At 50.5% G+C, this 25,856-nt stretch carries 24 protein-coding genes and 3 pseudogenes; 14 read left to right on the top strand and 13 right to left on the bottom strand.

Going from position 1 to position 25,856, the window contains the following annotated elements; translation table 11 throughout:
- Positions 1-163: 163 nt before the first annotated feature.
- The 7 genes and pseudogenes from rluE to FCH32_RS13455 all read left to right on the top strand — a co-directional run.
- A complete protein-coding gene (rluE, locus tag FCH32_RS13485) occupies positions 164-787 on the top strand; it encodes a 23S rRNA pseudouridine(2457) synthase RluE (protein ID WP_096757397.1) in 624 nt (207 codons plus the stop codon).
- Positions 788-830: 43 nt separating this feature from the next.
- Complete coding sequence (locus FCH32_RS13480; RefSeq protein ID WP_137399356.1) at positions 831-1,760, top strand: hypothetical protein; 930 nt, start codon at positions 831-833, stop codon at positions 1,758-1,760.
- A 10-nt stretch (positions 1,761-1,770) separates the two neighbouring features.
- On the top strand, positions 1,771-2,232 hold the full coding sequence (locus FCH32_RS13475) for an NUDIX hydrolase (protein ID WP_117342947.1): 462 nt from the start codon (positions 1,771-1,773) through the stop codon (positions 2,230-2,232).
- 53 nt (positions 2,233-2,285) lie between these two features.
- Positions 2,286-3,392 (top strand): tRNA 2-thiouridine(34) synthase MnmA, encoded by a 1,107-nt coding sequence (mnmA, locus tag FCH32_RS13470; protein ID WP_096757400.1) that lies wholly within the window; start codon positions 2,286-2,288, stop codon positions 3,390-3,392.
- A 35-nt stretch (positions 3,393-3,427) separates the two neighbouring features.
- Positions 3,428-4,069, top strand: coding sequence for a high frequency lysogenization protein HflD (hflD, locus tag FCH32_RS13465; RefSeq protein ID WP_117343114.1), 642 nt, complete (start codon positions 3,428-3,430; stop codon positions 4,067-4,069).
- A gap of 3 nt (positions 4,070-4,072) precedes the next feature.
- Positions 4,073-5,443, top strand: coding sequence for an adenylosuccinate lyase (purB, locus tag FCH32_RS13460; RefSeq protein WP_096757401.1), 1,371 nt, complete (start codon positions 4,073-4,075; stop codon positions 5,441-5,443).
- A gap of 312 nt (positions 5,444-5,755) precedes the next feature.
- A pseudogene (locus FCH32_RS13455) lies at positions 5,756-6,019 on the top strand (SOS response-associated peptidase family protein); the annotation flags it as partial.
- A gap of 338 nt (positions 6,020-6,357) precedes the next feature.
- Here the strand turns inward: FCH32_RS13455 and FCH32_RS13450 are convergent.
- Entirely contained in the window at positions 6,358-6,753 is a 396-nt protein-coding gene (locus FCH32_RS13450; protein WP_095715857.1) for a YdeI family stress tolerance OB fold protein, read from the bottom strand.
- A gap of 137 nt (positions 6,754-6,890) precedes the next feature.
- On the opposite strand from FCH32_RS13450, the gene FCH32_RS13445 reads away from it, so the two are divergent.
- From FCH32_RS13445 to FCH32_RS13435, 3 genes are read left to right on the top strand one after another with little or no spacing between them, the layout of a single operon-like run.
- Positions 6,891-7,397, top strand: coding sequence for a hypothetical protein (locus FCH32_RS13445; protein WP_225990932.1), 507 nt, complete (start codon positions 6,891-6,893; stop codon positions 7,395-7,397).
- 9 nt (positions 7,398-7,406) lie between these two features.
- Entirely contained in the window at positions 7,407-7,853 is a 447-nt protein-coding gene (locus FCH32_RS13440) for a DUF421 domain-containing protein (protein ID WP_095715858.1), read from the top strand.
- A 9-nt stretch (positions 7,854-7,862) separates the two neighbouring features.
- The gene (locus FCH32_RS13435; RefSeq protein WP_095715859.1) at positions 7,863-8,375 is read left to right on the top strand and encodes a 2-oxo-tetronate isomerase; all 513 of its coding nucleotides are present in this window, start codon (positions 7,863-7,865) and stop codon (positions 8,373-8,375) included.
- Between the two features lie 46 nt (positions 8,376-8,421).
- On the opposite strand, the gene FCH32_RS13430 is transcribed toward FCH32_RS13435, so the two are convergent.
- The 3 genes from FCH32_RS13430 to FCH32_RS13420 form a co-directional block, all read right to left on the bottom strand.
- The gene (locus FCH32_RS13430) at positions 8,422-8,928 is read right to left on the bottom strand and encodes a ferritin-like domain-containing protein (RefSeq protein WP_095715860.1); all 507 of its coding nucleotides are present in this window, start codon (positions 8,926-8,928) and stop codon (positions 8,422-8,424) included.
- Between the two features lie 24 nt (positions 8,929-8,952).
- Positions 8,953-9,450, bottom strand: coding sequence for a YciE/YciF ferroxidase family protein (locus tag FCH32_RS13425; RefSeq protein ID WP_016152754.1), 498 nt, complete (start codon positions 9,448-9,450; stop codon positions 8,953-8,955).
- 92 nt (positions 9,451-9,542) lie between these two features.
- Positions 9,543-9,728, bottom strand: a complete 186-nt coding sequence (locus FCH32_RS13420) for a con-10 family general stress protein (protein ID WP_016152753.1) — start codon at positions 9,726-9,728, stop codon at positions 9,543-9,545.
- A 339-nt stretch (positions 9,729-10,067) separates the two neighbouring features.
- Here FCH32_RS13420 and FCH32_RS13415 point away from each other — a divergent pair, with 339 nt between their 5' ends.
- The 3 genes and pseudogenes from FCH32_RS13415 to FCH32_RS23135 all read left to right on the top strand — a co-directional run.
- Entirely contained in the window at positions 10,068-10,976 is a 909-nt protein-coding gene (locus FCH32_RS13415) for an SDR family oxidoreductase (protein ID WP_016152752.1), read from the top strand.
- 318 nt (positions 10,977-11,294) lie between these two features.
- The gene (locus FCH32_RS13405; protein WP_016152751.1) at positions 11,295-11,552 is read left to right on the top strand and encodes a hypothetical protein; all 258 of its coding nucleotides are present in this window, start codon (positions 11,295-11,297) and stop codon (positions 11,550-11,552) included.
- A 537-nt stretch (positions 11,553-12,089) separates the two neighbouring features.
- Positions 12,090-12,185, top strand: a pseudogene (locus tag FCH32_RS23135) (SOS response-associated peptidase); the annotation flags it as partial.
- Between the two features lie 114 nt (positions 12,186-12,299).
- On the opposite strand, the gene FCH32_RS13400 reads toward FCH32_RS23135, so the two are convergent.
- Positions 12,300-13,859, bottom strand: a complete 1,560-nt coding sequence (locus FCH32_RS13400; protein ID WP_016152749.1) for an EAL domain-containing protein — start codon at positions 13,857-13,859, stop codon at positions 12,300-12,302.
- A gap of 260 nt (positions 13,860-14,119) precedes the next feature.
- On the opposite strand from FCH32_RS13400, the pseudogene FCH32_RS13395 reads away from it, so the two are divergent.
- Positions 14,120-14,251, top strand: a pseudogene (locus FCH32_RS13395) (DinI family protein); the annotation flags it as partial.
- 26 nt (positions 14,252-14,277) lie between these two features.
- On the opposite strand, the gene FCH32_RS13390 reads toward FCH32_RS13395, so the two are convergent.
- The 8 genes from FCH32_RS13390 to FCH32_RS13355 all read right to left on the bottom strand — a co-directional run bounded on the left by FCH32_RS13390 (position 14,278) and on the right by FCH32_RS13355 (position 25,731).
- Positions 14,278-14,865, bottom strand: coding sequence for a DUF4376 domain-containing protein (locus FCH32_RS13390; RefSeq protein ID WP_117341962.1), 588 nt, complete (start codon positions 14,863-14,865; stop codon positions 14,278-14,280).
- Positions 14,866-14,876: 11 nt separating this feature from the next.
- Positions 14,877-16,553: a prophage tail fiber N-terminal domain-containing protein gene (locus tag FCH32_RS13385; protein WP_135912183.1), complete on the bottom strand. Its 1,677-nt coding sequence runs from the start codon at positions 16,551-16,553 to the stop codon at positions 14,877-14,879.
- A gap of 41 nt (positions 16,554-16,594) precedes the next feature.
- Positions 16,595-19,999 (bottom strand): phage attachment tail tip protein J, encoded by a 3,405-nt coding sequence (gene gpJ, locus FCH32_RS13380; RefSeq protein ID WP_095715863.1) that lies wholly within the window; start codon positions 19,997-19,999, stop codon positions 16,595-16,597.
- Between the two features lie 71 nt (positions 20,000-20,070).
- On the bottom strand, positions 20,071-20,748 hold the full coding sequence (locus tag FCH32_RS13375; RefSeq protein WP_095715864.1) for a tail assembly protein: 678 nt from the start codon (positions 20,746-20,748) through the stop codon (positions 20,071-20,073).
- On the bottom strand, positions 20,646-21,380 hold the full coding sequence (locus tag FCH32_RS13370; RefSeq protein ID WP_095715865.1) for a C40 family peptidase: 735 nt from the start codon (positions 21,378-21,380) through the stop codon (positions 20,646-20,648). Before FCH32_RS13370 ends, FCH32_RS13375 begins: the two co-directional genes overlap by 103 nt.
- 11 nt (positions 21,381-21,391) lie before the next feature.
- The gene (locus FCH32_RS13365) at positions 21,392-22,087 is read right to left on the bottom strand and encodes a phage minor tail protein L (protein WP_095715866.1); all 696 of its coding nucleotides are present in this window, start codon (positions 22,085-22,087) and stop codon (positions 21,392-21,394) included.
- 8 nt (positions 22,088-22,095) lie between these two features.
- Positions 22,096-22,428: a phage tail protein gene (locus tag FCH32_RS13360; protein WP_032949490.1), complete on the bottom strand. Its 333-nt coding sequence runs from the start codon at positions 22,426-22,428 to the stop codon at positions 22,096-22,098.
- Complete coding sequence (locus tag FCH32_RS13355; protein WP_135912184.1) at positions 22,429-25,731, bottom strand: phage tail tape measure protein; 3,303 nt, start codon at positions 25,729-25,731, stop codon at positions 22,429-22,431.
- Positions 25,732-25,856 lie beyond the last annotated feature (125 nt).

The following is a 25,856-nucleotide window of genomic DNA, read 5'->3' as shown; positions in this document are numbered from 1 at the left end:
CATCACGCTGCATGTGCATTTGCGTCCTGCTACACGGATGCGTTAGAGCAACTTTTTGTTAATGATTTGTAATGAGCGTGTCAATACTACCCTATTGTTCGCCGCCATGAAAGACACTCGTTCTTAGGCTATAATGCGGCAATTGATATAATCTGAAAATACCATGCAAAAAACTTCTTTTAGAAATCACCGGGTTGAGCGATTCAGCTCACGACAAGTCACTAAACAGCGTAAAGAAAACCAGCCAAAACGCGTGGTTTTGTTCAATAAACCCTACGATGTTTTGCCACAATTTACTGACGAAGCGGGTCGCAGCACGTTAAAAGATTTTATTCCCGTACAGGGCGTCTATGCTGCGGGGCGCCTGGACAGGGATAGCGAAGGCCTGTTGGTACTGACCAATGACGGTGCATTACAGGCCCGATTGACGCAGCCGGGTAAGCGCACCGGAAAAATTTATTACGTACAGGTCGAAGGAGAGCCGACGCCAGAGGCGCTGGATGCCCTGCGCAATGGCGTGACGCTCAATGATGGCCCAACGTTGCCGGCAGGCGTTGAGGTTGTTGCCGAACCTGACTGGCTGTGGCCGCGAAATCCACCGATTCGCGAGCGCAAAAGCATTCCCACCCGTTGGTTGAAAATCACGTTGTATGAGGGGCGTAACCGTCAGGTGAGACGCATGACGGCGCATGTGGGTTTCCCCACGCTGCGGTTAATTCGCTATGCCATGGGTGATTACACGCTGGATAATCTCGCCAACGGCGAATGGCGTGAGCTGCAGCCGTAGCATCCATTTTTAACGCAACTATTAACAGGGAAGAACACGGCATATGGATAAACGGATCGTTGCAGCGCTCATGTTGTGCGGAGTTTCACCATTTTGTTATGCAAAACAGGACTGTGAAACGCTCGCCGGGATCGCGGCGGGAGAGGCAAATTATCTTTACGCCACTGCCAACGTCAGCGCTGACTCTCGTCTGCATTTCTACTCTGCACCGGCCAGCGGATGCCAGCTCCCGGCGTTTTTGGTCAATAGCGACACTGTAGAGGTACTCAGAAGTTCGCAGCGTTATGAAAGCACAGGCATGCTGTCCAAAGACGAACCTTTTCGTTACGTCCGCTACCGGGGCGCAAACGGCACTTTCGCTACCGGTTGGGTTACCGCTGACGGACTCACGCCGTTAGCTAACCCGCTTCCTGTTAGCCCTGCCTGCCAGACATGGGCCAATAAAGCGATGTCACAACGCGAAAAAATGCCCCCCGCCGCCAGCAACCATTATCAGGTCATCGGCAGCTCGCGCGCTGGATTCTATTCAATGCCAAATGCACAGTGCCGCAACAGTTCCGTGTTCCTGGTTCCCGGCAACGTGGTTTCTGCTCAGGAAGAGTCCAAAGACGATTTTATTGAGGTGGTCTATTACACCGCCGATCGTCATAGCGTGCGCGGCTGGTTGAAAAAATCACAGCTGCAACCTTTAAACAGCGGTGACCGCTATCGCGACGACATCAATCCACTCTCTACAGATACAGCCACGCGGGTCGCCACTCTCAGTTTGCGTTATGACTATCAATGTGTTTTTTATGAGAGCTGGAATGCGAAAAACGCGATTGAAATCATCGTGCGCGAAGACCACCAAACCGAATTTTGCCGGGGTGCCGCCGATCCACAAACCTCCCCTCCGGTGGCCTATATCAGTATCGATAAAGCCACGGGTGAGATCAGCTGGCCAGATGTGTCTGAAGGCTTTAAAGAAGAATAAGAGGTGAACCATGTTCAAACCGCACGTCACCGTCGCCTGCATTGTACATGCCGAGGATAAGTTTTTAGTCGTTGAGGAAACCATCAACGGCAAAGCGTTATGGAACCAGCCTGCCGGGCATCTGGAAGCGGACGAAACCTTGGTACAAGCCGCTGCACGCGAACTGTGGGAAGAAACCGGCATCACCGCGCAGCCGCAGCATTTTATTCGCATGCATCAATGGATAGCCCCGGACAGAACCCCGTTCTTGCGTTTTCTGTTTTCTATTGAGCTTGCCAATATGTGCGCTACTGAGCCGCATGACAACGATATAGATTGCTGTCGTTGGGTCAGCGCTGAAGCGATTTTATCTGCACCGAACCTGCGTTCGCCGCTGGTTGCTGAGAGCATTCGCTGTTATCAGAGCGGGCAACGGTATCCGCTGGCAATGATCGGAGAATTTAACTGGCCGTTTACAGAGGGTGTCAAGTAAAGGGCTGCGTGATAGAATATGCCGCCTTTAAGTTCAATGTCGTGAGTATTCCTATGTCTGAAAGCCCAAAAAAAGTGATCGTCGGCATGTCCGGCGGTGTCGATTCCTCCGTTTCTGCCTGGCTGTTGCAACAACAGGGTTATCAGGTTGAAGGCCTGTTCATGAAGAACTGGGAAGAGGACGACGGTGAGGAATACTGTACCGCTGCTGCCGATCTTGCAGATGCGCAGGCAGTCTGCGACAAACTCGGCATTGAACTGCATACCGTTAACTTTGCCGCAGAATACTGGGACAACGTCTTTGAGTTGTTCCTTGAAGAGTACAAAGCGGGTCGTACGCCAAACCCGGATATTCTGTGCAACAAAGAAATTAAGTTTAAAGCCTTCCTCGAATTTGCCGCTGAAGATTTAGGTGCCGATTTCATCGCCACCGGTCACTACGTGCGCCGCGCGGACGTCGACGGCAAAAGCCGCCTGCTGCGTGGACTCGACGGCAATAAAGACCAAAGCTATTTCCTCTATACGCTCGGTCACGAGCAGATCGCCCAAAGCTTGTTCCCGGTCGGTGAACTGGAAAAACCGCAGGTGCGCAAAATCGCCGAAGATCTGGGCCTGATTACCGCGAAGAAAAAAGACTCCACCGGCATCTGCTTTATTGGTGAACGTAAATTCCGCGAGTTCCTTGGCCGTTACCTTCCGGCTCAGCCAGGAAAAATCATCACCGTGGATGGCGAAGAAATCGGCCAGCACCAGGGGCTGATGTATCACACTCTGGGCCAACGTAAAGGTCTGGGTATCGGCGGAACCAAAGAAGGGACCGAGGATCCGTGGTATGTGGTCGATAAGGACGTTGAGAACAACATTCTGGTTGTCGCTCAGGGTCACGATCACCCGCGTCTGATGTCCGTTGGCCTGATCGCGCAACAGCTGCACTGGGTCGATCGCGAACCCTTCTCCGGCACAATGCGCTGTACGGTGAAAACCCGCTATCGTCAGACCGATATTCCGTGCACCGTTAAGTCGCTGGATGACGAACGTATTGAAGTGATTTTTGACGAGCCGGTTGCGGCGGTGACGCCAGGTCAGTCGGCCGTCTTTTACCGCGGCGAAGTGTGCCTCGGTGGCGGTATTATCGAGCAGCGTCTGCCTCTGCCGGTATAATTTATCTACATATCTAATACAAGGAAGCAGTGAACGTGGCAAAGAATTATTATGACATCACCCTCGCTCTGGCAGGCATTTGCCAGTCGGCTCGCCTGGTGCAACAACTGGCACACCAGGGGCACTGTGATGCCGATGCACTACACGTTTCACTCAACAGTGTTATTGATATGAATCCCAATTCTACGCTGGGCGTGTTTGGTGGCAGTGAAGCCAATCTGCGTCTGGGCCTTGAAACGCTGCTCGGTGTACTGAACGCCAGCAGTCGTCAGGGACTGAACGCGGAACTCACCCGCTATACCCTGAGCCTGATGGTGCTGGAGCGCAAGCTGTCAGCCGCCAAGGGCGCAATGGACACGCTGGGGGACCGTATTAATGGCCTGCAGCGCCAGCTAGACCATTTCGATTTGCAGTCAGAAACGTTAATGAGCGCAATGGCGGGCATTTATGTTGACGTCATCAGCCCGCTCGGCCCACGTATTCAGGTCACGGGATCCCCAGCTATCCTCCAGAGCCCGCAGGTTCAGGCCAAAGTCCGTGCGTCGCTTCTGGCTGGCATTCGTGCTGCCGTACTCTGGCACCAGGTCGGTGGCGGTCGTCTGCAACTCATGTTTTCTCGTAATCGCCTGACCACTCAGGCAAAACAAATTCTTGCTCATTTAACCCCGGAGTTGTGATCTATGGAATTATCCTCACTGACCGCCGTTTCCCCTGTCGATGGACGCTACGGCGATAAAGTCAGCGCGCTGCGCGGGATTTTCAGCGAATACGGTTTGCTGAAATTCCGTGTACAGGTTGAAGTACGCTGGCTGCAAAAACTGGCCGCGCACGCAGCGATCAAGGAAGTTCCTGCTTTTGCTGCCGACGCAATCGGTTTCCTTGATACGATCGTCGCTAACTTCAATGAAGAAGATGCCGCGCGCATCAAAACCATTGAACGCACGACCAACCACGATGTGAAGGCCGTTGAGTATTTCCTGAAAGAAAAAGTCGCTGATATCCCGGAACTGCACGCTGTTTCCGAGTTTATCCACTTCGCCTGTACCTCAGAAGATATCAACAACCTGTCTCATGCGCTGATGCTGAAAACCGCCCGCGATGAAGTGATCCTGCCTTACTGGCGCAAGCTTATCGATGCGGTAAAAGACCTGTCCGTGCAGTATCGTGACATTCCCCTGCTCTCCCGTACGCACGGCCAGCCGGCAACACCCTCTACGTTGGGCAAAGAAATGGCTAACGTGGCATACCGTATGGAGCGCCAGTATCGCCAGCTAAACCAGGTAGAAATTCTCGGTAAAATCAACGGTGCCGTCGGTAACTATAACGCCCACATCGCCGCTTACCCGGAAGTTGACTGGCATCAGTTCAGTGAAGAATTCGTCACTTCGCTGGGTATTCAGTGGAACCCGTACACCACGCAGATTGAGCCGCACGACTACATTGCTGAGCTGTTCGATTGCGTCGCGCGTTTTAACACCATCCTGATCGATTTTGACCGCGACGTCTGGGGCTATGTGGCGCTGAACCACTTCAAACAGAAAACCATTGCCGGTGAAATTGGTTCTTCCACCATGCCGCACAAGGTTAACCCTATCGACTTCGAAAACTCCGAAGGCAACCTGGGCCTGTCTAATGCGGTACTGCAGCACCTGGCAAGCAAACTGCCGGTTTCCCGCTGGCAGCGTGACCTGACGGATTCTACCGTTCTGCGTAACCTGGGCGTGGGAATTGGCTACGCGTTGATCGCGTATCAGTCCACACTGAAGGGTGTGAGCAAACTGGAAGTAAACCGCGATCATCTGCTGGATGAACTGGACCATAACTGGGAAGTGCTGGCCGAGCCGATTCAGACCGTTATGCGTCGTTACGGCATTGAAAAACCGTACGAGAAGCTGAAAGAGCTGACCCGCGGCAAGCGCGTTGACGCCGAAGGCATGAAGCAGTTTATCGACGGACTGGCCCTGCCAGAAGACGAGAAAACGCGCCTGAAAGCGATGACGCCAGCCAACTATATTGGTCGCGCCATCACCATGGTTGATGAGTTGAAGTAATCAATCCTGCGCCAGATGGCGCTCACGCTTATCTGGCCTACATTTATCCCGCGTAGGCCAGATGTGGCGTTCATGCCACCTTCCGACATTCCCCTCGGTTTATTAAATGTTTATCCCCACAGCCACATAATCAGCGTTAGACTATAAAATTGATTTTGTAAATTTAGCAATTACAGTCAATTACCATAAAATCAATCAGTTAATGAAAAATCGCCTTGGACAATTTCGGGCAATGTGAGTCATTTCATCGCCCCAAATCATGCCCCGAACTGATTTTTGCCCCCAAATTTGCCCCCAAAAATTAACAATCGATGGTGGTCTAAGCTGCCGCTAATTTATGCACGTTCTGAAACTGCAACCATCAGCAGAATGTTTAAACCACTCTGGCAGCATGGCCGTGTAATTTGCTTAGCTGATGGCTGGTAAGAATGGAAAAAGGAAGACGACAAGAAACAGCCTTGCTTTATTCATCGGGCCGATGGTGCCGTACCGGCTGATAAATTTATACGACACGCGGTGACGCGTGCCGTTGGAAATGTGAAAAATCAGGGGCCCCAGTTAGCTCAACCAATGTGACGCAGCATTACATTGCCAAATTCATAGCTACCATTTGATATAATTGAAATTATCATGCTTTCTACTTTCAAAAACAGCCAGTGGCTACCTTTTACAACTCATTGATTATCTAAACTTTGATTTTAGTTTTGGGGAAGAGTTTTCGCCAAGAATCCAAGTTTTTCGCCGGCACATTCAACGCGCTACCACTATTGGCAAACCTCGATGATAAAGCTTTTACTGCCGCTGAAGTCCGCTATGAGCGAAGAGCAGACCTTAGGTTACTTCCTCAGGTATGTCATACCACACACCCAGCCTGGGTTAGTCTGTGTCGGGGGATTTGCAGAGCAGTAGTAATGTTACTTTTGTATTCTGTTAACGCGAACCACAGGAGGTTGTGTTTTGGTGTCCAGACTACCGTTAATACTGATCATTTGATCGGGTTTTACCGTGCGACCATCAAAGACAGAAAGTGGAATCAGTGTATGGATACTGCCGGTTTTGTCGCGAAAAACAAATTTATCATCACCCTGACCATCAATCAGATTGCCGCGCAGAGAGATGGTTGCACCGTCATGCATACTTTTAGCTTGTTTAACTGTCATGATTCGCGCATTTTCTGTGCCTCGGTACCCCTCATCCAGAGCGTGTGGTGGTGGCGGTGCCGTATCTTTTTTCAGTCCACCATTCTCATCGTCAGCAAAAACTGTCGGGATTAGAAAACAATATATTAATGGTGCCACATATAATTTCATTCCGACCTCACCTTAGTAGCAACTTGACTTATTAAGTCTGATTGCTATTCCTTAATCTGGCAAACTGGAACTGTCTTAAAAAGCTATATCGTTACAAATCATCTAACTGACGAGATGCAAGCGAAAGAGTGAGGTCAATGATGTCCAGAGAAAACCAGAAAGTCCCCGGCATTGAAGAGAGTCAGTATTTTCTGAGTTTTGAGGCGAGATTTCATAAGCTTGGCTTTGCTGTTTTGCTCATTATTATTTCCCTGGCGGTATTAGGTGTTTTTTCGGATGGTTATTTCAGTAATGCCATGAGTAAAAATACTACCGGAGAAGTGACGCTAAATTTTGAACGATTTGGTCGTTTGCAGACAGAATTTAAATTAAAGATCTCGGCTACAGACCAACATTCGGAGGGGGGTATTTATCGCATTGGTGGAGATTTCAATGCGTTCTATGAAACAAAAAACATCTGGCCTTTACCTGACAGAATGTACAGCAAGGGAGATGACCTGTATCTGGTATATAATACAAATAAAAATCAAGAAAATATGGCGATCTGGTTACTTGTTACACCAGTAAAACCCGGAAGCACAACGAGTGTGCTCCAGTTGAATTCCGGTCCTGAAATTCGTTTCAATCAGTTTATTTATCCATAGGAGATCATTATGGAAATGGTGCTGAGAGCCTTAGCAATTTATCTTATTTTACTCGTCGTGTTTAAGATTGTTGGACGCCGCGCATTATTACAAATGACCAGTTTCGACCTGATTTTATTATTGATTATTAGTGAAGCCACCCAACAGGCATTACTTGGCAATGATTTTTCCATAACAGGGGCGATGCTCACCATTGTCACTTTGGTGGTGATCGATATAGTGTTCGGATTCATTAAAAAACAGATGAGCGGCGCTGAATCTGCTCTTGATGGTTCACCGGTGATTCTGCTGGACCACGGCGAACCGTTAATGGAGAAAATGAAAATGGTTGATGTCTCTCTCGATGATATTCTGGTGGCTGCGCGCCAGAGTCAGGGCATTACGGAACCAGTGAAAATTAAGTATGCCATCTTAGAGCGTAATGGCCATATTTCAGTCATTCCTGATGAGGATTAAGGGGGGGAAATGAAAAAATCGGCGTACAACAAAACCACTGGCGAGTTAACAAAACAGATCGCGAATACGTTCATTGACAGCAGATTATCTTTAACCACAGCTGAATCCTGCACAGGTGGACTTCTGGCTGCTGCGCTCTGCGCAGAGGCAGATACCGCCAAGTTTTATGATATTGGCATCATTACCTTTAGCAACAGTGCAAAGCAGAAAATGCTTGGTGTGCAGGCCTGTACGCTGGAGAAATATACCGCTGTAAGTGAACAGACGGTGATAGAAATGTCTGAAGGCGCCCGTGTACGCGCCGGAACGGATATCAGCATTGCCATCAGCGGTTATGCGGGGCCTGACGGCGGAGAGGATGGTACTCCCGCGGGTACAATCTGGTTTGCGTGGAATTTCCGCGGGAAGATAGTAACAAAAAGAATAAATTTCTCGGGCGGTTGTCAGGATGTTATTGAAAAAGCGGTCTGTTATAGCCTGGCGGTTTTAGTGGAAGAAGTTTCTGCCTGGCAACGGCACTGACGGTGATTTGTCAGTGCATGCATGGCCAGAAATAGTCTTAAATAACTTATTTTTTTGCTTCGACGCCTTTTGCGTCCGATCTCAAAAGGAACTGCACAGTCGTGTTCGGGAGATGTTTAAGAAGCCAGTCAGCCATATCGAGTTCTTCCGCCAGAATTGACTTTATGGCAGGTATGGACGCGGTGTCACCCGCTTTCTCCGCAGCAGCCAGCAGCGAGGTATAACAGGCTATTTCAAATTGTTCAAATACATAGCCGCTGATCGCTCCCTTTACAATCTCATCGGAGGGTAACATGCCTCCAATCGACTGGCCAAACGCGGCCATTTTACTCATGGAGTCTTTTAGTACCGAACGCGAGATATCATTTCGCTTAAGAATCTCTTCCAGCACGGTAATCTGTCGTTTTGTCTCGGTCAGGTGTTGCTCTATTCTGGCACGTAAATCAGGATAATTATCGATACGGCCTGCCATTGATTCCAGCATGGATTCCGCTTGCTTTTCCATCGCATGCGCATCCCGTAGCCAATCATGGTAATGCTCAATATAATTCATCGTGATTTCCTCGAGTCAGTAATTTTATTTTTTCTCGGCCTTTTTATTGATATTGCCTACCGCAAGGTCGGTGAGTTTCAGGTCGGTATCTTTTTCTTCCTTAAGTGTTTCCGCGAGAAGTTTCACCGCTTTTTTATAACCCAGTTGTTCCGCTAGGGTGGCCAGAGTGCCGTAACTGGCTATCTCATAGTGCTCTACTTTCTGTGCCGCAGCGATTAACGCCGCATCGCGAACTTCATTTTTTTCAGTGCCTTCTATGGCCTCATTAGCTTCTTCAATCAGTCCTTCCATAGCCACGCATTTGATACGTTTAAGCTTAATTTCCGGCTCTTGTTCAAGGATTTGGTCTATACGCTCTATTTGCCCCCGAGTTTCTTCCAGGTGTGCATTAAAAGCCGCACTGAGTTTTTCATTTGACGCCGCTCTGGCAAGTTTAGCCAACCCGCGCGTTAATTGTTTTTCAGCACTATAGGTGTCTGAAAGCAGGTGAATAAATACATCTTCAATAGTTTTCATATTCATATGGATTCCTTCAGGGCTAGAGAAATACTGCGAGTCTAATCCAGACCCGCAGGACACTCTTTTTTATTAAAAGATGAGACTGAAACTAATAATCAGGAATTGTCAGACTTACGGCCACCACTGTGACTGTTCTGCCCGCCTTTCTTACCGGCTTCAGATGCACGTTGCGGATCATTTTTGAAGTTTCCCCCGCTGTGCTGACCACCTTTGCGGCCTGCTTCAGATGCTTTATCTCGGTTTTCAGCGAAATTACCGGAACCACCACGATGCTCTGCCATATATCACCTCATATATCGGTTATGCCAGTCAGATACAAAAGTGTATTTCGTACCCGTCGTTGTTCAGTGCTTAACGTTAGCGGTAATCCTGACTTAGTCAAATTTAATTCCGGCATCCACCATTTTTCCACCTTTATTTTTCAATACATTACAAATCTCTCGCTTGGCTTATTTTAAGGCTAACATGATATTAAAGACACGCTAACTCACCGACCACGCACAAAAAAATAAAAAATATTAAAACCAGGATTAATCTGATACGGAAATTATTAAGATACAAGCTGTGAATTTTGATCTACGCTTATTAGCTCTTCCAAGTAAATATAGAGAGGTGATGGAATGGCGGATAAATATAATGAGAAACAGGATACGAATATGACAAATTCAGAACGTTTTCCTGTTCCACCTTTTCCACACCAAAGACAACCTTTTCCGGGACTTGCCGGAAAAATGCAACCACGTCCGGATCATGGTGAAGAAAGTTATCAGGGAAGCGGTCGCCTTACTGACCGAAAAGTGTTAATTACCGGAGGTGATTCAGGAATTGGGCGAGCAGTCGCAATTGCTTTTGCACGTGAAGGCGCGGATGTGGCAATCAACTACCTGCCTGATGAAGAAGAGGACGCTCGTGAGGTCGTCGATCTAATTCAGAAAGCAGGAAGAAAAGCCGTGGCACTCCCTGGTGATATCCGTGAAGAGACATTTTGCCAGCAATTGATTAGTCAGGTGGTTAAGACCTTAGGTGGGCTCGATATCCTGGTCAATAACGCGGGTCGCCAGCAATTCTGTGAGTCGATTGAGGAACTTACAACTGATGCCTTTGATGCAACATTCAAGACCAATGTCTACTCGTTATTCTGGATTACTAAAGCGGCACTCCAACATTTATCCCCTGGTAGCGTGATTATAAACACCTCATCAGTTCAAGCCTACGAGCCCAGCGAGATCCTACTGGATTATGCTCAGACCAAAGCGGCTATCGTAGCTTTTACAAAATCGCTGGCAAAACAACTGGCACCGAAAGGGATCCGGGTAAATGCCGTTGCCCCCGGTCCCTACTGGACGGTTCTTCAATGCTGTGGCGGCCAACCACAGGAGAAAATTGAGCAGTTTGGTGCTAATTCACCACTTGGTCGACCTGGTCAGCCTTCGGAAATTGCACCACTATATGTCACCCTGGCTTCCCCAGAGAACAGCTATACGTCCGGGCAGGTCTGGTGTTCTGACGGCGGAACCGGGACGTTATAACGAGTGATTGCACGAGATGAATAACGGGAGAACTAATGATGAAAGCAATGACTTATCATAGCCGTCTTCATGCCCGCAACCACACACTACCTTAACCCGGTATATAAACGCCGTAAGATATTGTTATTCGTGTAACGTAAAGTGCTATCTGTGGTTCGGGCCCCGCATATTTATCGGGGTAAACCCCAGTGCACTTCATGGTGACATCTTTGGCCATGAGTTTATGACAGAGGCCGTTGAGACAAAACCGGAAGTGACAGCGGCCAGTATTGGCGATCGTGTGGTAATACCCTTCTTCCCAGACACCCAGGAGATTAAATGGCTGACTTAAATGAACGCGTTGAAATCCTTGAGAGAAATCTAGACGATCTGAGACTCGACCTTCACGCATCAAAGATTGCTATTAGCGTTTTATCTACTGTGATAAACAGCATGAGTGCTGAACCTGGAGTACTTGAAAGATCTTATGATCAAGCCAAAAGTTCTGGTCCTCTTGTAAAATTCAATCATCCAGTAGAGGAAGGTTATGAGGATAAACTTACGGAGAGAATATTAAATATACTCTCGTCTACCTAAAACAAGCTTAACTAATCCAAAACTACCCCAGAGGATAAGCGGAATATCCTCTTAGGGTGAACGCATTCCGGACTTCCCCAGCCGGGGACAAACCGACCATAGCGGTGGGGTTCAGATATGCGCAATAATCCCTTCAATGAAAAATCTGAGCACAATAGTTACGTACGAACTGTCTGCTCATGGCACATAGCAGCCCTTAAGCGGTAACTCGCCATCATGGGGTGTCGGGGGGGCGGAGGTTCAAATCCTCTCGCGCCGACCAAAAATCCTTTAATAACCAGCCTGTTACGGCTGTTTTTTTATGTCTGTTTTCTGAAAGGGGAAGCTTCGGGGAATTACTGGGAAAAAGTCCGTCAAATGTTGTCTATTAATCGCTCTCGAACACAATGATTAAGGCCCCCTTCACTTTCGGAATTCATCAATTCACAAAGAAATCATTCCGATTTATTTTACAAGCTCCGTTTAAATCTTTAACGGTGCGCACCACTTTTTCTTACTGCCCAATACTTTTAGTCTGACATATGGCTGGAGGTTTCTATGTGTGGACGCTTTTCACAGTCAATGACACGAGAGGACTATCTTGCCCTGCTCGCTGAAGAAGGTGAACGCAACATTCCATACAATTTTGAGCCAACTAGCTGATTGAATGCGGCAAGATATCAAAATCCTTCTGCAGCTAAATTTATATAGCTCGCGGTTACGCGTGTTATATAGAATGTGAAAACAATGAAAATAAAGTAATAACTATTAAGGCAAATTGGCATCCTCGACTAATTTTGTCAATTTATCTATAGATAACGGCTTTGAGTAATACCATCCCTGTACACCGCACTCAGGGAACATTTCAGTTAAATAATTAACCTGAGTTGATGTTTCCACACCTTCGAATACGACCTTATGAGTTATATCTTTAAAAATCTCTACCAATCCTGATAATAAATTATTACTTATAGAGTATTCATCGATAGAGTCTGTAATTGATTTATCAATTTTAATTTCATCTATTTGTAAACTTGACAGCCAGTTTAAATTTGAATAGCCCGTCCCGAAATCATCAATGGCTATTGAAATACCTTTATCATTAAATAAAGAAATTACCTTTTGGAGTGAATTTAGATCCGCACTCTGTCTTTCTGTTAATTCCATCATTATCATTCCGGGCTTTATATTTAATTCATCGATCATCTGAAACACTTTTCTTTGAAAAGATTCAGACAAAAGGTCTTGTGAACTAACATTAATGCTTATAAAGACATTAAATTTTTCAGAAAGGGACCTAGCTTCTTTTACTACCATTCGAAATACAAGATTACTTACATCTTGAATTAAATTATGTCTCTCTGCAATAGGGATAAAAATATCAGGAGGAATGCTACCAATATCATGGTCATCCCATCTAATTAGTGCCTCTACACCAATAACCATACCGGTTTTTATTTTATAAATAGGTTGATATACAAGATATAATGATTCATTTCTTATGGCATTTTTTAATCTTGATACTAATGATTGTTTGCGTGCAACCTTTTGATTATAAACAACACCTAAAAGAACACCTGTTACAATAGATGTAAATGCAATCAACAATATCATTAACCAATTATCGAAACTCACCCACGGAAATTTAACTCCTCCCATGACACAGATGTCATGTTTTCCATTACAACTTTGCGTAGTAATAAGTCCTAACTGATAGGATTTATCATGTTTAGCCTCCTCAAGCAGATCGACCAGTTCACCAAACCTAAACAAATGAAGAGAATGATCTCTATTGCCGACAATTGCTGAAAATCCTTTCTCTTCATGGTCTGTAGCAAATCTGTTAAAAGCAAATGGTGAAATCGTTATAGCTAATTTTTGGTTGCTTAGTAAATCAGCTTTAACATTATTTTCCAACAACACGCCAAAAAACCACGTCAAGTTATCCTTTTCAACTTTTCTATCGTATATGTTGAGTAATAATGGTGCTGGCAACTTTCCCCACAACGCAGTACAAGTAATTGCCCCATTAGAAATAAATGATATATCCTTTATAAGTGCATAAGGCCATAGAGCGATTCTTACAGCATGAAGCTGTAGTTCACTACAGGGACTATAAGCATCAAACATCTCATAACCATCATTTATTTCATCAATCTGTTGAATGAGACTAACACTTCTATTCAATACTCGTTCTGTATATGAACCGATACGCTCCTTATATATATAATAAGTAGAAATCTCAGTTAACGACAAAAACAGCAAAAATGAAAATGTGATTGATATCACATAGGGCTTAAGTGTAGTCAATTTGTAGTTCTTTATCACACAAACCTCTTAATATATCCTAACCCTTTGTGACAACATACATTCCACTATCAATATACAATGTTGAACATACAATTAAAATAGATTATCGGCAACAATAGTTGTTTCTTTATACTTTCCATTAGAAACTGACATCATACTATAGTACAAAACTATATAAGTGAGATTTATGTCTCCATTTCAATCAAGTACATGTCTCCCTACATGTACAAACATCGTGAACATGATAGCATTCAAGGGGGCTGAGTATGATGAGGGAGCGTTCTTCCCCCGATGCTGGTGTTCGGGTAAAACCGCTCATGACACTGCCGGCGATCAACACTGACGCCAGCAAGTATGGGAAGGAACAGATAAGCAGCATTGTTCAGGAAATGTTAGTGTCCCAGCATTTCCAGGATTGCCGGGGTAGTGAACTGACTCATCCATCGCCCTCCGGCCAGCCAACCCTGTACTGCGCTATCTCATCCAGACTCTTCAGCATCACCACCTTTTCTTTCATTTGCCGCTGCCGTTCGTGGATTTTAAAACCCTGTATCACCACCGCCTGCACCATTGCCGCTTCCAGTTGCTTCAGGAACGCCGCATTCACCGGAATATCGTGATTATCCGCATCGGTCCAGAAGAACCCTTCCGGCAGCCCCCCTGAACCCGCAACTGCCACAACTGGAGCAAGCCGTTCTTGTGAGGCTTTTCCGCCATCCCAGCGATGACCATCCAGTTCAAAAATAATATTTGCGTTTTCCTGTGCATCCCGCCAGTTGCTGATTTCAGCCAGCTTCTGGTTGCGTGAATTATCCACCATTTTGTCAGTCACAACAAAAGGGGTGACAGGACCATACTTTCCGGATTCAAGTTCACTGTAAATTCGCCTGCCATGCTCCTCATTATCGTTCTGACATGCAGTGAACGGCAGAAACTCATCAAACTCTGCAAATTTAACCTTACAGTTAATCGCTGTATGTTCTTTATTCGCCCACTCAGGAGCCTGAATGTCCTTAATGTTCATACAATCTCCTGTTATGAAATTCGCTGAAAAAGACCAGCGTAATATTCAAAATTACCTGAAACTAAACCATCAGATGAGGAGGATACAACGCCACATGCACGCCATGTACCTGGCAAAGTATATGAACTGATACCAACCTTGATACAAAACGATGATTTACCCACGCTGCTACTGAGAATTCCGCAAGCTTGTAAACTACTCCCTGCATAACTGGCACCAGGATTTACAGGCCTGGGCGATGATATATACGCCAGCGCAAACGTACCTACAGCATGAAGAGCACCCGCTGGTGCGCCTGCTGGTCCCTGCGGTCCTTGCGGTCCCGTAGCGCCTGTTGCACCCTTAGCGCCTGCAGGTCCTTGCGGTCCAGTTAACCCGGTATCCCCTTTATCTCCCTTATCCCCTTTTGCGCCTGCCGGGCCAGTTGCTCCAGTAGCCCCTCTGGCACCAGTTAACCCGGCATCTCCTTTGTCACCCTTTTCACCTTTTGCACCTGTCGGTCCCTGCGGACCTGCAGGGCCAATTGGTCCTGTAGCCCCCGTTAGCCCGGTGTCTCCCTTGTCACCCTTTTCGCCTTTTGCACCTGCCAGGCCCTGCGGACCTGCAGGGCCAGTTGGTCCTGTTGCCCCCGTTAGCCCGGTGTCTCCCTTGTCACCCTTTTCGCCTTTTGCACCTGCCAGGCCCTGCGGACCTGCAGGGCCAGTTGGTCCTGTTGCCCCCGTTAATCCGGTGTCTCCCTTGTCCCCCTTTTCACCTTTTTCACCTGCTGGCCCCTGCGGACCTGGCGGACCTGGCGGACCACTGAGGTCTTCACTTTCCTGTATCTCTTTAATAGTATCAGCGGCGGCTTTTGAGGCTGCACTTCTGGCCTGTTCAGCAAGAAGCTGTGCTTCATCCCTTGCCTGTCCACTTTCTTTCTCACTGGAAGCAGCAGCCTGTGCGCTGTTCCGGGCATTCAGGGCATTTTCCTGAGCTTCATCGCGCAGCGTCAGGGCCTCATTTCTGGCCTGTTCTGCGCGGGTGGCGCTCTCAGTGGCTGCATCTTTCTGGTTCTCAGCCGTTTCGGCTGCCTGCAGGGCTGATGCTTCACTTGCTGATGCCGATTCTGCACTGGCTGCTGCTTCAGCTTCTGATTTAGCAGCCTTGTTGCTGGACTCTCTGGCATACTGCTCACTCAGGGCCGCAGCTGCCGCGCTGTTATCACCCTGTTCTGCCGCCTGCGTGGCCGTGAGGGCGCTTTCACGCGCGGCATTTTCAGATGCGGCTGCATTATCATTGCTCTGTGCGGCTGACTGTGCGGCCTGTTCAGCGCGTTCCCGATCCTTCTCTGTTGCACCGCTCAAATCCACAACGCGGTTTACCATTTCCTCAAAGCGTTTCATCACCTCCGGACGAAGGTCCGCATCCTTCGGCGCATCGAGAAACGCATTCAGGGTATCCGGCGTATCGTTAGGGGCCACATAAATGTCACCGGCCACTGAGGGAGGAAAACCTTCCCGCAACAGTGACACACTGTAATAACCGGGCTCAGCCTCAATGCTGTAGTGACCGTCCGCTCCTGTAAGAGTGGATGAAGTCACCTCCACAACAACGGTCGGACTGGTTTTCTTAGCGCTCAGCTGAATAGTGCAGTCCTGTACGGGGTTTCCCGCGCCATCTCTGAGAATGCCTGATATGAGTACCGGCATACTACCTCCATAAAAAAACCGCCCGGAGGCGGTTTCTGTCATTAACTTATTGTTATTCCGGCTGATGATTTTTTCGTCACAATAACCAGCAGGTCACTGATTCGGGAAAATGGATAGCCGCTGCTGTTACCGTGTGTACTGACGCTGAAACTCAGCGTCATCCGTCCGCTCCCGACAGGCATATCCAGTGTTCGAGAAAAAACGGCCGGTACACCTCTGCTTGTCTGCTTGTAGATCTCCACCCCGTTTTTCCTGACAATCAGCGTACAGGCATCCCATACGTCGTTACTGGTCTGGCTGTCATACGCTGCCCCCTGAAAGGTAATCGCTGGAATGGAAACCTGTCGGTCAAATGACTGGTCATCTTCAATCACAACCGTCAGTGTCCCGTTGGCGTACCGTTTTTGACCTGTATTGGGTTCAAGAAAGTAAGGAAATTCCTTACCAGCAGCCTTAACGATATCCCCCAAAATACGCTCAGCCCGGAGCGTCCCCTTTATGGTGCAATTCTCCTCAATCGTCACATTATTGAGGGCACCAGAGCTCGCACTGATATGACCGCTGATATCGGCATTACGGGCGGTCAGTCTGCCGTCAGGCGTCAGCGTAAAGGTCGGCGGGTTCCCACCGCTGGTGATGCTCGGGGCCGTCAGATATTTGAGGAACACCTCGTTCATAAATATCTGGTCACCCTGCATCACGAAGGCGGGTGTTTCATTGCCATTTGCAGGGTTGATAAACGCGATACGATCAGCCGCTACCAGAAACTGGCTTATCTTCCCTTCTTCCGTGTCCTCCATACTCAGGCCCAGACCAGCCACATAGTGCTTCCCGTCTTTGGTCTGCTCTATCTTCACGCCCCACATGGCATTCCATTTGCCGTTCGCGTCCTGCCATTCTTTCGAAAACTCATCCAGCCGGCTGGCGTTGTCCTCCGTCAGCTCCACCTTCTCCAGCAGCTCTTTCCCCAGATGGCTTTCGGTGATTTCCCCTTTGAAGAAATCCAGGTAACCCGCTGCATCGTTGCTGGCCTGCCCTTTAGCCTCCACGAACGCCGATTTCCCGACCTGGTTCACGGCCCGGATATAGAAGTAATAATCCTTTCCGGGTTTTATATTCGCGTTTGCTGCAATCCAGTACAGCGCGGTGCCGAGATAACGCGCATCGGTTTCCACCTGGCGGATATCGGCAATCTGCGTATCCGTAAACCAGAATTCATACTGCACCGTAGGGTCGTATACCGCCTGGCGTGGGGTGGCTGTTATCTGAAAATAGCCGGGAGTCAGCTCAACATAAGAAGGTTCTGCCGGTGCGGCGATGCTGAAATCCGTGCTGGCCGGATCGCCCTGTTGGCCCTGGCTGTTCACCGCCCGCACCGTCAGGGTGTAACGTCCCGGCGTCAGGTTACGGAAAGTATGCTCCGTTTTTGTCAGGGTCAGGCTGCTGGCCAGCCGGTCGCTGTTATCTTCCGCTTTCACCGTCAGGCGCAGGGAGAAGTTAACCCCCTTAACCACACGCGGGGTATCCCATCGCGCCCGCGCCTGATACTGCCCCTCCTCTGCCAGAATCTCTGTGGTCAGGTGCTGCACGGCAGGCGGCGTATTCGTTATACCGGTGTCCGGTAACGGATCAAACGTCGCCCCGTTGTCCACGATGGATCCTTTCTCCGGAACATGCTGTACGGCGGTAATGGCATACGTGCCGTCATCGTTCTCCCGTATGGCCACACAACGAAACAGGCGCTGGCGCAGGTCCGGCAGTTTCAGCCCCCACACGCTGTACTCCGCCACGCCATCGGGTAACTGGCTGACGGTCACGCAGTCCGGGGCGGGGTGCGCGGTAACTGCGACGGTAACAGGCTGACCATCGCTGCCCACCAGGTTCATCACCACATTGCCGCCTGCCGGTATCTCCACCTCACGGTCCAGCGTGAGCGTGCGCGTAAGACTGTCGACCGACAGAACGCGCCCGCCTACGGTCACGCCGGCATAATCACTGTCACAGACCTCAATGATATCGCCGGGAACATGTCGCAGCCCTTCGGCTCCCACGGAGAAATCCACCGTCTGCGTTTCCAGCAATTCGGTGGTGACGGCCCATAGTCCGGCGCGGTGCGCCTGCCCACGGCTGGTACAGGCGAATGCATCCATCTTCAGAACGTTGCGACCGTAGCGCCGGATGGCAGCGTCGTTTTCCACCAGTTCGGTGGACGTTTCCCAGCCGTTATTCGGGTCGGTGTAACGGACCTCGGCGGCATTGTGGCGCTCTTTCAGTGCGCTGAAGCTGTAGATGAACGGCGCACCGTCAGCGGGCATCACCACATTACTCTGCGTATAGGTCCAGACTTTATCGGCGGGCCGGTCCTGCACAAACGTCAGGGTGCTGCCGTTCCAGACCGGCATGCAGCGCATCAGGGAACAGAAGTCCCCCAGCACGTCCCACGCTTTACGCTGGTCCGTCAGATACGCATTGCAGGTGATACGCGGCTCAGTCCCGCCAAAACCGTCAGGAACAGGCTGATCGCAGTACTGTGCAATGGCATACAGCGACCACTTGTCCACATCGGCAACACCAATGCGGCTTCCCATGCCATAGCGCGGGTGAGTCAGCATATCCAGCACACACCAGGCCGGATTATCTGTCCAGGCGGGTTTAAACGTCCCGTCCCAGAGTCCCGTATACGTCCGTTTTAAAGGATCGTAATTTGACGGCACCGGCACAATACGCCCGCGCAGGAGATAGTTTCGCGTGACCTGCTGGCTGCCGAACTGCTCCGCGTCCACTTTTACGCCGATAACAGCAGTATTCGGGTAACGTTGTTTCACATCGATGATTTCGGTATAGCCCGACCACACCGTTTTGTTCTGCAGCAGGTCTGTCGTGCTGTCATCAGTGAGGCGCAGCATGCGGACTTCAAACGGTCGGGGCGGTAAATCATCAATCACCACGGATGCCAGAAACTGCGTGGTCGTTTTCCCCGTAATGGTGATATCCCGCTCCACCTGCCACTGGCCATCCCGGCGAAACTGGATCAGCATCTGTACGCTGGTCGGGTTGCGGTCGCCTTTGGTACTGGTACTGACCAGCGACTGCACTCCAAAGGTAAAGCGCAGACGGTCCAGCGTTTTAGTGGTAATCGTGCGGGTAACCGGCTCTGACTTCTTCACCTCCACACCCAGCAGGGTTTCCGCGCCGGAGTCTTCGAACCCCTCCATCGCGGTCTGCTCATCCTCCCCCACGCGGTAAACCACGGTGACACCGTGAACCATCGCGTTACCGTCGCTGTCGAGGACCGGCGTTTTGTTAATTCTGACACTCTTCAGCCCGTCCACAGGGCCTTCAATCGGCCCCTCGCAGATGGCATCAACAACGGTCAGCATCTGACTGGATTTCAGGTCGTCAGGAGCCTCATGCGGCGTTTTACTGCTGCCACCACCCTTACCCATAATCTGTTCCCTCTGAAAAGACAGAACCGCCCGGAGGCGGTTCTATGTAAATACAAATATGCTGCAGTAAGTCAGCGACCGATAATCACCACCTGCCCCCCGCCACCTTCATCCCGTGTGCTGATTTCCTGGGAGATCGTGCGGGAACCGACCAGCATTTCACCGTATAACACCGGCAGGGCATTACCCTGCGCCACCATGTTGTCCAGCGACGAAAAATAGGTATTCTGTTTACCGTTATCGGTCTGCCTGGACGAGGGGATTTTTGCCTGCGGCGTCAGCATCTGCGCCACACCACCCAGCATCATGGCCGCCCCCAGTGAAAACAGAACCGAGGATGCCGAAATAGCACCGGCAGATAACGCTGCTCCCCAGGCTGCCAGTGAAGCCCCTGCTGTAAAAAAGGACGCGGCTATTGCCACTGCTCCCAGCACCACCTGGAACAGACCACCAGATTTCGCCCCAGCCATGCGTGGGACAATATGAATAATGGCCCCGTCCGGCAACGGCTCGTGCAGACGGGCTGACAGGCTGGTTTCATTCACATCCTGACCGGCGATGCGTATCTGATACCAGCCATCATTCATTTTCTTCCGGAAGCCCGGAACCTGCATGGCCAGCGCGTAAATGGCCTCGGCCCCCGTTTTTATACTGAGGTTGAAGCTGCGGCCAAATCGTTGTAAATCCCCGTGAAGGCAGACTCGTGCCATGCCCGGTGTCGCCATATCGAGTGTGTGCGGCGTTGCCATTTGTCGGTATACCTCTCGCGTTTACTGAGCTGGTCAGGAATATGGTGCAACAGTTCGCCGTCGCCGCAGTAAATCGCAGCATGGTTGGCAACCGATGAACCAAAACAACAAATCAGAATGTCTCCGGGCTGGGCCTCTGTGGCATTCACCCGGTAAAAACCGGTCGCCTCCAGATTATCCAGATACAGATTATCCCCCTGCTTCCACCAGTCCTCCTTCCGCGCAAAATCTGGTATCTCAATACCGGCCAGATGGTACGCATCGCGGAACAGGGTGTAACAGTCCGTCACGCAATGCTCAAATACCCGACCGGTGAGGAACGGCATGCAACGAAATTTGTATATCCGGTCATCGCAGACCAGCCACCACGGCAGGTCACTCTGCACCTGCAGGCGGCGATCAACATCGCTGAGAAACGGCAGGCCATCAGGATGGCTGTGTACCAGGGCCACCACATCGCCCGCCGCCTGTGCCTGAAGGTAATCTGCCGGATCCATGCGAAAATACAGGGTCGGTTCAGCGGAAAGATTCTGGCAGGGAAAATACCGCTCCCCGGCAGGCGTATTCACCACCCAGCCGCATGATTCAGCGGGCGCACACGAAGCAGCATGCGCCAGGAGTGTTTTGTTCATATGTGTATCCATCAGGAAAGACGGTTAATCGAGAGGAAGCAGCCGATGCGCGGCAGGTTATCACGCAGCTCGCAGCCGGTACGGCATTTGCTGCAGGCATCTTTTGCCGGGTCTGTCGTGGGCTTGTCAAACTCATCCGCCACAGGCGGCCCGATGTAACCACACTCATCAGAACGGTAGGTCCAGTTGCAGACATCAGCCAGCATGATCCGCGCCGGAAACACGCTGCCGTCCGTTTCGGTCGGTGTGGCCAGCACGAAGGTCGCCGTGGTGGCTTTCAGCTCAGACAGTTGTTCAATCACCCAGCGGCTGACCACTTCCTGTTCCGGGTTGGCCTCCGGATTGCCGCCTGTAAAGTTCACCGCATCGAGAAAACGGGCGTACACAACATGCCTTACCACCGTGGCCCCGACGAGGCTCTGCATATCTGCCGCAAGTCCCGTAACCATGCCAAACAGGTTCGACACCGCCAGCGTCGGGCGGGCGGTAGTCCCTTTCCCTACCAGGTCGAACCCGGTTCCCTGTATCGGGTAAACGTCATACTTCCGGCCCTGCCAGGTGATCGGCTCGCCATTCTCGTTCAGTTCATTTGAAAAATAGTAACGCTGGCCACCAAAGGCCGTCAGGTCGATTTCCCACAAATCAATGCGGGCCGACTGTTCGGTTTTCGTGGTTTCGTTGAGGGTGTTCTGAGGAATATCTTGCATAAGGATCCTTAAGCAATGACCTGCTCAAATTTACAGCTGAAATCGGAATACGTGACGTTGTCCGTAACAGACCACTCCCGGCAGACAACTTTTATCGTGCGGTTGTATTTTGGCGGTCGCCACAGAAAGGCTTTATATCCTCCGTGCTCGGCCAGAAACGCTTCAAGTGCGGTGCGGGAATTGTCCGACGTTATACGGAAAACAGGCTGGAAGTTAATTAACTGATGGTTGAGTCCGGTCGGGCGACGTTGCTCATAGCCATCCCCAAATTTTATGGTTGTCACCGAAGGGGAAACAGAAGACTGCATCCCCTCCCTGGGTGCCCAATGAAAGGTTTTCACTTATCCTCCCGCCAGCATGCCGCCATCACGTCCCTGAGTTCTCAGGATACTCATGACACGCGTGTCGACCATTTTGACCAGCATCTGCGATGCCTGCGGCCCTATCTGCCCGTTTTGCCCGTCATTCTGGATGGTAATGTGATACTCAGGTGAATAAACAATCCCCCCATTCATACCACTACCAGAGGAACCCGGGTCCCCCAGCGCCCTGACACCCAGTGTACCGTCAGTCGTTTTTGCCAGAGGCATAATGGCTTCCGGGCCAGCTTCACCAAACACGCCTGCCCCCTTTGCAAAAGCAAACAGGGTCGGGCTGTCATAGATGCCGTTACTGTAGGCACTTAATGAAGGTGAGTCATAAACACCGCCTTTCGCATTAAAACTAAAACTGCTGCCAAAACTGCTGATGGCCGTGCCGGTACTCGCCGTGGCTGCACCGCCAAAAAGACTGCCGCCGATGCCCATAATGGATTTCAGGATGGTGTTGGTAATCAGCGCCTGCGCTGCCATATCGACAAGATTTTTAATCACCGACTGTGTCAGGGAGGAAAATAACCCAATCATCCCGTCCCGGAGTGTCTGCGTCCCGTTCAGCATGCCGGTCAGCATGTTGGAGGTTCGCTCCTGGGTGGTTTCCATCAGGCCGATGGCGAGGCTGTTCAGATTCCCCTGCGACTTATAAAGCTCCACCGCCGTCTGGTACTGCGCATCAGCGGAATCTTTATCCGTCTTTTGCTTCAGCAGTTCGTACTGCTCTTTGTTGATCGCATCATTCTGATAAAACGCCTGCAGCAGTGACTGGCGCTCGGTCAGTTGATTGCGCAGTTCTGCCAGCGGATCAACCGTCCCGGCGATATCAATCAGAGGGGCAGACATTGCCGCTGCCTGTGCCTGTAACAGTTCGCGGGCCGTACTTTGTGCCAGCGTGATTCTGGCCGTCTGGTATTCCTTTTCATCCAGAAGACGGGCATCCAGGAGTGACTTCAACTCCTGACTCGCTTCGCGCTCTTTCGTAAGAGTTGCTCTGGCCGGCGCATACTGTTCTGCCAGTTCGAGGCGCTGTTTCTGATAATTTTCAGCATTCAGCAGCAGCGTCTTCTGAATATCGGCCTCGCTGGCTCCGTCAGCGCGGGCGGCTTCAAGGAGTTTCCTGGCGCTTTCCTGCTCCTGCAGGTTGATTCGTCCGAGACTGGAAGCATGCGCCGCTTCGATTTCACGCCGCAGTTGCTCATACTGGTTAACCTTCGCCTTTTGCCCCTTACCCGTATCCCCGCCTTCCCCGGTCCAGGGGGTATCGGGTTTATCGCTGCCTGTTTCATTCCCAGGTTTATCCGGCTTAGGCGTGGTATCGGTTTTCCCTGATTTAGCCTGTTCTATAGCCTCTTTGACAATTTTTTGCCGTTCTTTGAGGAGTTTTAACCCCTGCTCAACGGCATCCAGATCCCCTTTGTAGCGGGTTTTATCGTTCTGTACGCCTTTAAGTTGTCCGAACGGATCAAAGCCACTCAATCCATCAATACGGCTTTCCGCATCCTGAATTTCTTTAATCAGTTTATTTCGCTGAATAACCTGATTCTCAAACTGTTCATCAATGTCCAGTTGCTTCACATTGAGCTGGTTAAGCGACAGTTTTTTTAGCTCTTCATTCGTTTCAACAACAGCATTTTTCAGGTCAATCGCTGACTGGCGGGCATTCTTCGCCTGATTATGGAAATATAGCAACGCCGAACCGGCAAGCATCGCCGCCCCCACCGGACCGCCCACCAGTGCCAGCGCCCCTCTGGCCATACCTACTGCTGCAGAGACTGCGCGGGCTGAAACGGAAAGCTGTTTATTGGCAGCATTCAGTTGGCTCTTTGCCTGGGTAGAGAGCAGTGTCTGCTCGGTTTCCTGGCGGATTAAGCGGTTAAACTCGCTCTGGTAACTCACGTTAAGGCCAAATTGTCTGGCGCTTTTCTCCATTTCCCGATAACGCCCGAATTCTGCGTTATTCTGCGCCAGCGTGGCAGCGGTACTTTCCAGCGTTTTTCGCGCCATATCGGCCTGCGCCATCGCGCTGGCCCTGACCGCCTGCTGCTGCTCAACCCAGGCACCGATGTTCCCCCTGATACCTGCCGTCAGTTTTGTCGCCAGAACAGGAATCAGCGTATACAGCGCAACGTTGGCAACCGTATTAAAATTATCCGTCAGGCCATTAATGGCATCGGTAACGGTCTGAACACCACTGCGCAGCGGACCGTTTCCGCTCTGTCCTACCTTAATAATCAGACCTTCAAAAGCCGAAGTCAGGCTGAGAAGATCGCCGTTCAGGTTATTTACCCTGATTTCGGCCTGCTCATGCGCGGTCTGCGTACCGGTAAGGGCGGCAGTCAGCGACTCCACCTTCTCGCGGTTCTGCACCAGGATGGATGCCGCGCTGAGGTTTTCCACCCCGAACAGCTTTACGGCCTGCCTGGTTGACAGGTTTTTTCCCGCCAGGTTCTCCAGCGCCTGGCTCAGCCCGACAACAGAAGGCTTCAGGGTCTTATCGGTTCCCTTCTCCAGATTCAGGATCACGTTGCGCAGTGCGGTCCCGGCTTCGCCGCCTTTCACTTCTCGCTCCGCCAGTATCTGTATGGCGGCATTGAGGGTTTCAAAACCCACGCCAGCCTGTGCCGCTGCCACCCCGCCATTTTTAATCGCGGCAGCAGTATCGGCTATCTCCGACGAGCCAAATTTCGCGCCAGCAGCCAGCACGTTGATATACCTGTCGGCTTCACTGGCTCCCGCCCCGAACTGGTTTAATGACAGGGCCAGCGTTCGGGTGGCATCCGGAAGCGTCGTCCCTGCCGCCTGGGCCAGCGTTAACGCGCTTTTGGTCGCCGCAGTCAGCCCCGCAGAGGTACTCAGCAGTTCAGGCTTTGCCGAAGCCATCAGTTTAATGGCCTCGGCGGCCTGTGATGCGCTGTATTCCGTTGTGCGGCCCATTTCCTGCGCCGCCTGATCGTACAGTTTCATCTGCGCACTGGTGGCACCGGTGATAGCCTGCAAATCCGACAACGACTGGCTGTACTGCCGCGTGGTGCTGATAATGGTGCCCAGCGATAACCCCGCCCCGGCAAAACCTGCCAGCCTGCCAGCCAGCCCTGATACCGAAGCAGAAACACGCTTACAGGCATCCTCCGTCTTTTTCGCATCAGCCCGGGCATTGCGGTTAAACTGGCGTGACTGACTCTCAGCGCTGCCGTAGGCGCTCATCAGCTGCGATTTAAAGTTCGCTGCATTCAGATGCAGCCCAACGGCAAGAGAGGCAACGTCACCCATTACATTAATACCTTCATGACTGCCGCACACTGCGCATCCAGACTCGGATTCACGGCGGCGGTGGTGGATTTAACAGGGGGCGGGTTATTGTCAGAACCTTCTGGCGAAGGCTTTTTGAAAATGCC

This window comes from Citrobacter gillenii, from assembly GCF_013337685.1.
GTDB lineage: Bacteria > Pseudomonadota > Gammaproteobacteria > Enterobacterales > Enterobacteriaceae > Citrobacter > Citrobacter gillenii.
The sequence above is the reverse complement of the archived record's forward strand: the minus strand, read 5'-3'. Positions and strand labels throughout refer to the sequence as shown.

Excerpts from the sequence above, each read along its gene's own strand:
- FCH32_RS13415 (WP_016152752.1), top strand. The coding sequence starts at position 10,068 with ATGGCGGATAAATATAATGAGAAACAGGATACGAATATGACAAATTCA.
- FCH32_RS13385 (WP_135912183.1), bottom strand. The coding sequence starts at position 16,553 with ATGCCGGTACTCATATCAGGCATTCTCAGAGATGGCGCGGGAAACCCC.
- FCH32_RS13390 (WP_117341962.1), bottom strand. The coding sequence starts at position 14,865 with ATGAACATTAAGGACATTCAGGCTCCTGAGTGGGCGAATAAAGAACAT.
- rluE (WP_096757397.1), top strand. The coding sequence starts at position 164 with ATGCAAAAAACTTCTTTTAGAAATCACCGGGTTGAGCGATTCAGCTCA.
- FCH32_RS13475 (WP_117342947.1), top strand. The coding sequence starts at position 1,771 with ATGTTCAAACCGCACGTCACCGTCGCCTGCATTGTACATGCCGAGGAT.
- FCH32_RS13425 (WP_016152754.1), bottom strand. The coding sequence starts at position 9,450 with ATGAATATGAAAACTATTGAAGATGTATTTATTCACCTGCTTTCAGAC.
- FCH32_RS13435 (WP_095715859.1), top strand. The coding sequence starts at position 7,863 with ATGAAAAAATCGGCGTACAACAAAACCACTGGCGAGTTAACAAAACAG.
- FCH32_RS13445 (WP_225990932.1), top strand. The coding sequence starts at position 6,891 with ATGATGTCCAGAGAAAACCAGAAAGTCCCCGGCATTGAAGAGAGTCAG.
- FCH32_RS13375 (WP_095715864.1), bottom strand. The coding sequence starts at position 20,748 with ATGGCAACGCCGCACACACTCGATATGGCGACACCGGGCATGGCACGA.
- purB (WP_096757401.1), top strand. The coding sequence starts at position 4,073 with ATGGAATTATCCTCACTGACCGCCGTTTCCCCTGTCGATGGACGCTAC.
- FCH32_RS13480 (WP_137399356.1), top strand. The coding sequence starts at position 831 with ATGGATAAACGGATCGTTGCAGCGCTCATGTTGTGCGGAGTTTCACCA.
- mnmA (WP_096757400.1), top strand. The coding sequence starts at position 2,286 with ATGTCTGAAAGCCCAAAAAAAGTGATCGTCGGCATGTCCGGCGGTGTC.
- gpJ (WP_095715863.1), bottom strand. The coding sequence starts at position 19,999 with ATGGGTAAGGGTGGTGGCAGCAGTAAAACGCCGCATGAGGCTCCTGAC.
- FCH32_RS13420 (WP_016152753.1), bottom strand. The coding sequence starts at position 9,728 with ATGGCAGAGCATCGTGGTGGTTCCGGTAATTTCGCTGAAAACCGAGAT.
- FCH32_RS13450 (WP_095715857.1), bottom strand. The coding sequence starts at position 6,753 with ATGAAATTATATGTGGCACCATTAATATATTGTTTTCTAATCCCGACA.
- FCH32_RS13405 (WP_016152751.1), top strand. The coding sequence starts at position 11,295 with ATGGCTGACTTAAATGAACGCGTTGAAATCCTTGAGAGAAATCTAGAC.
- FCH32_RS13440 (WP_095715858.1), top strand. The coding sequence starts at position 7,407 with ATGGAAATGGTGCTGAGAGCCTTAGCAATTTATCTTATTTTACTCGTC.
- FCH32_RS13355 (WP_135912184.1), bottom strand. The coding sequence starts at position 25,731 with ATGGGTGACGTTGCCTCTCTTGCCGTTGGGCTGCATCTGAATGCAGCG.
- FCH32_RS13365 (WP_095715866.1), bottom strand. The coding sequence starts at position 22,087 with ATGCAAGATATTCCTCAGAACACCCTCAACGAAACCACGAAAACCGAA.
- FCH32_RS13430 (WP_095715860.1), bottom strand. The coding sequence starts at position 8,928 with ATGAATTATATTGAGCATTACCATGATTGGCTACGGGATGCGCATGCG.
- FCH32_RS13370 (WP_095715865.1), bottom strand. The coding sequence starts at position 21,380 with ATGAACAAAACACTCCTGGCGCATGCTGCTTCGTGTGCGCCCGCTGAA.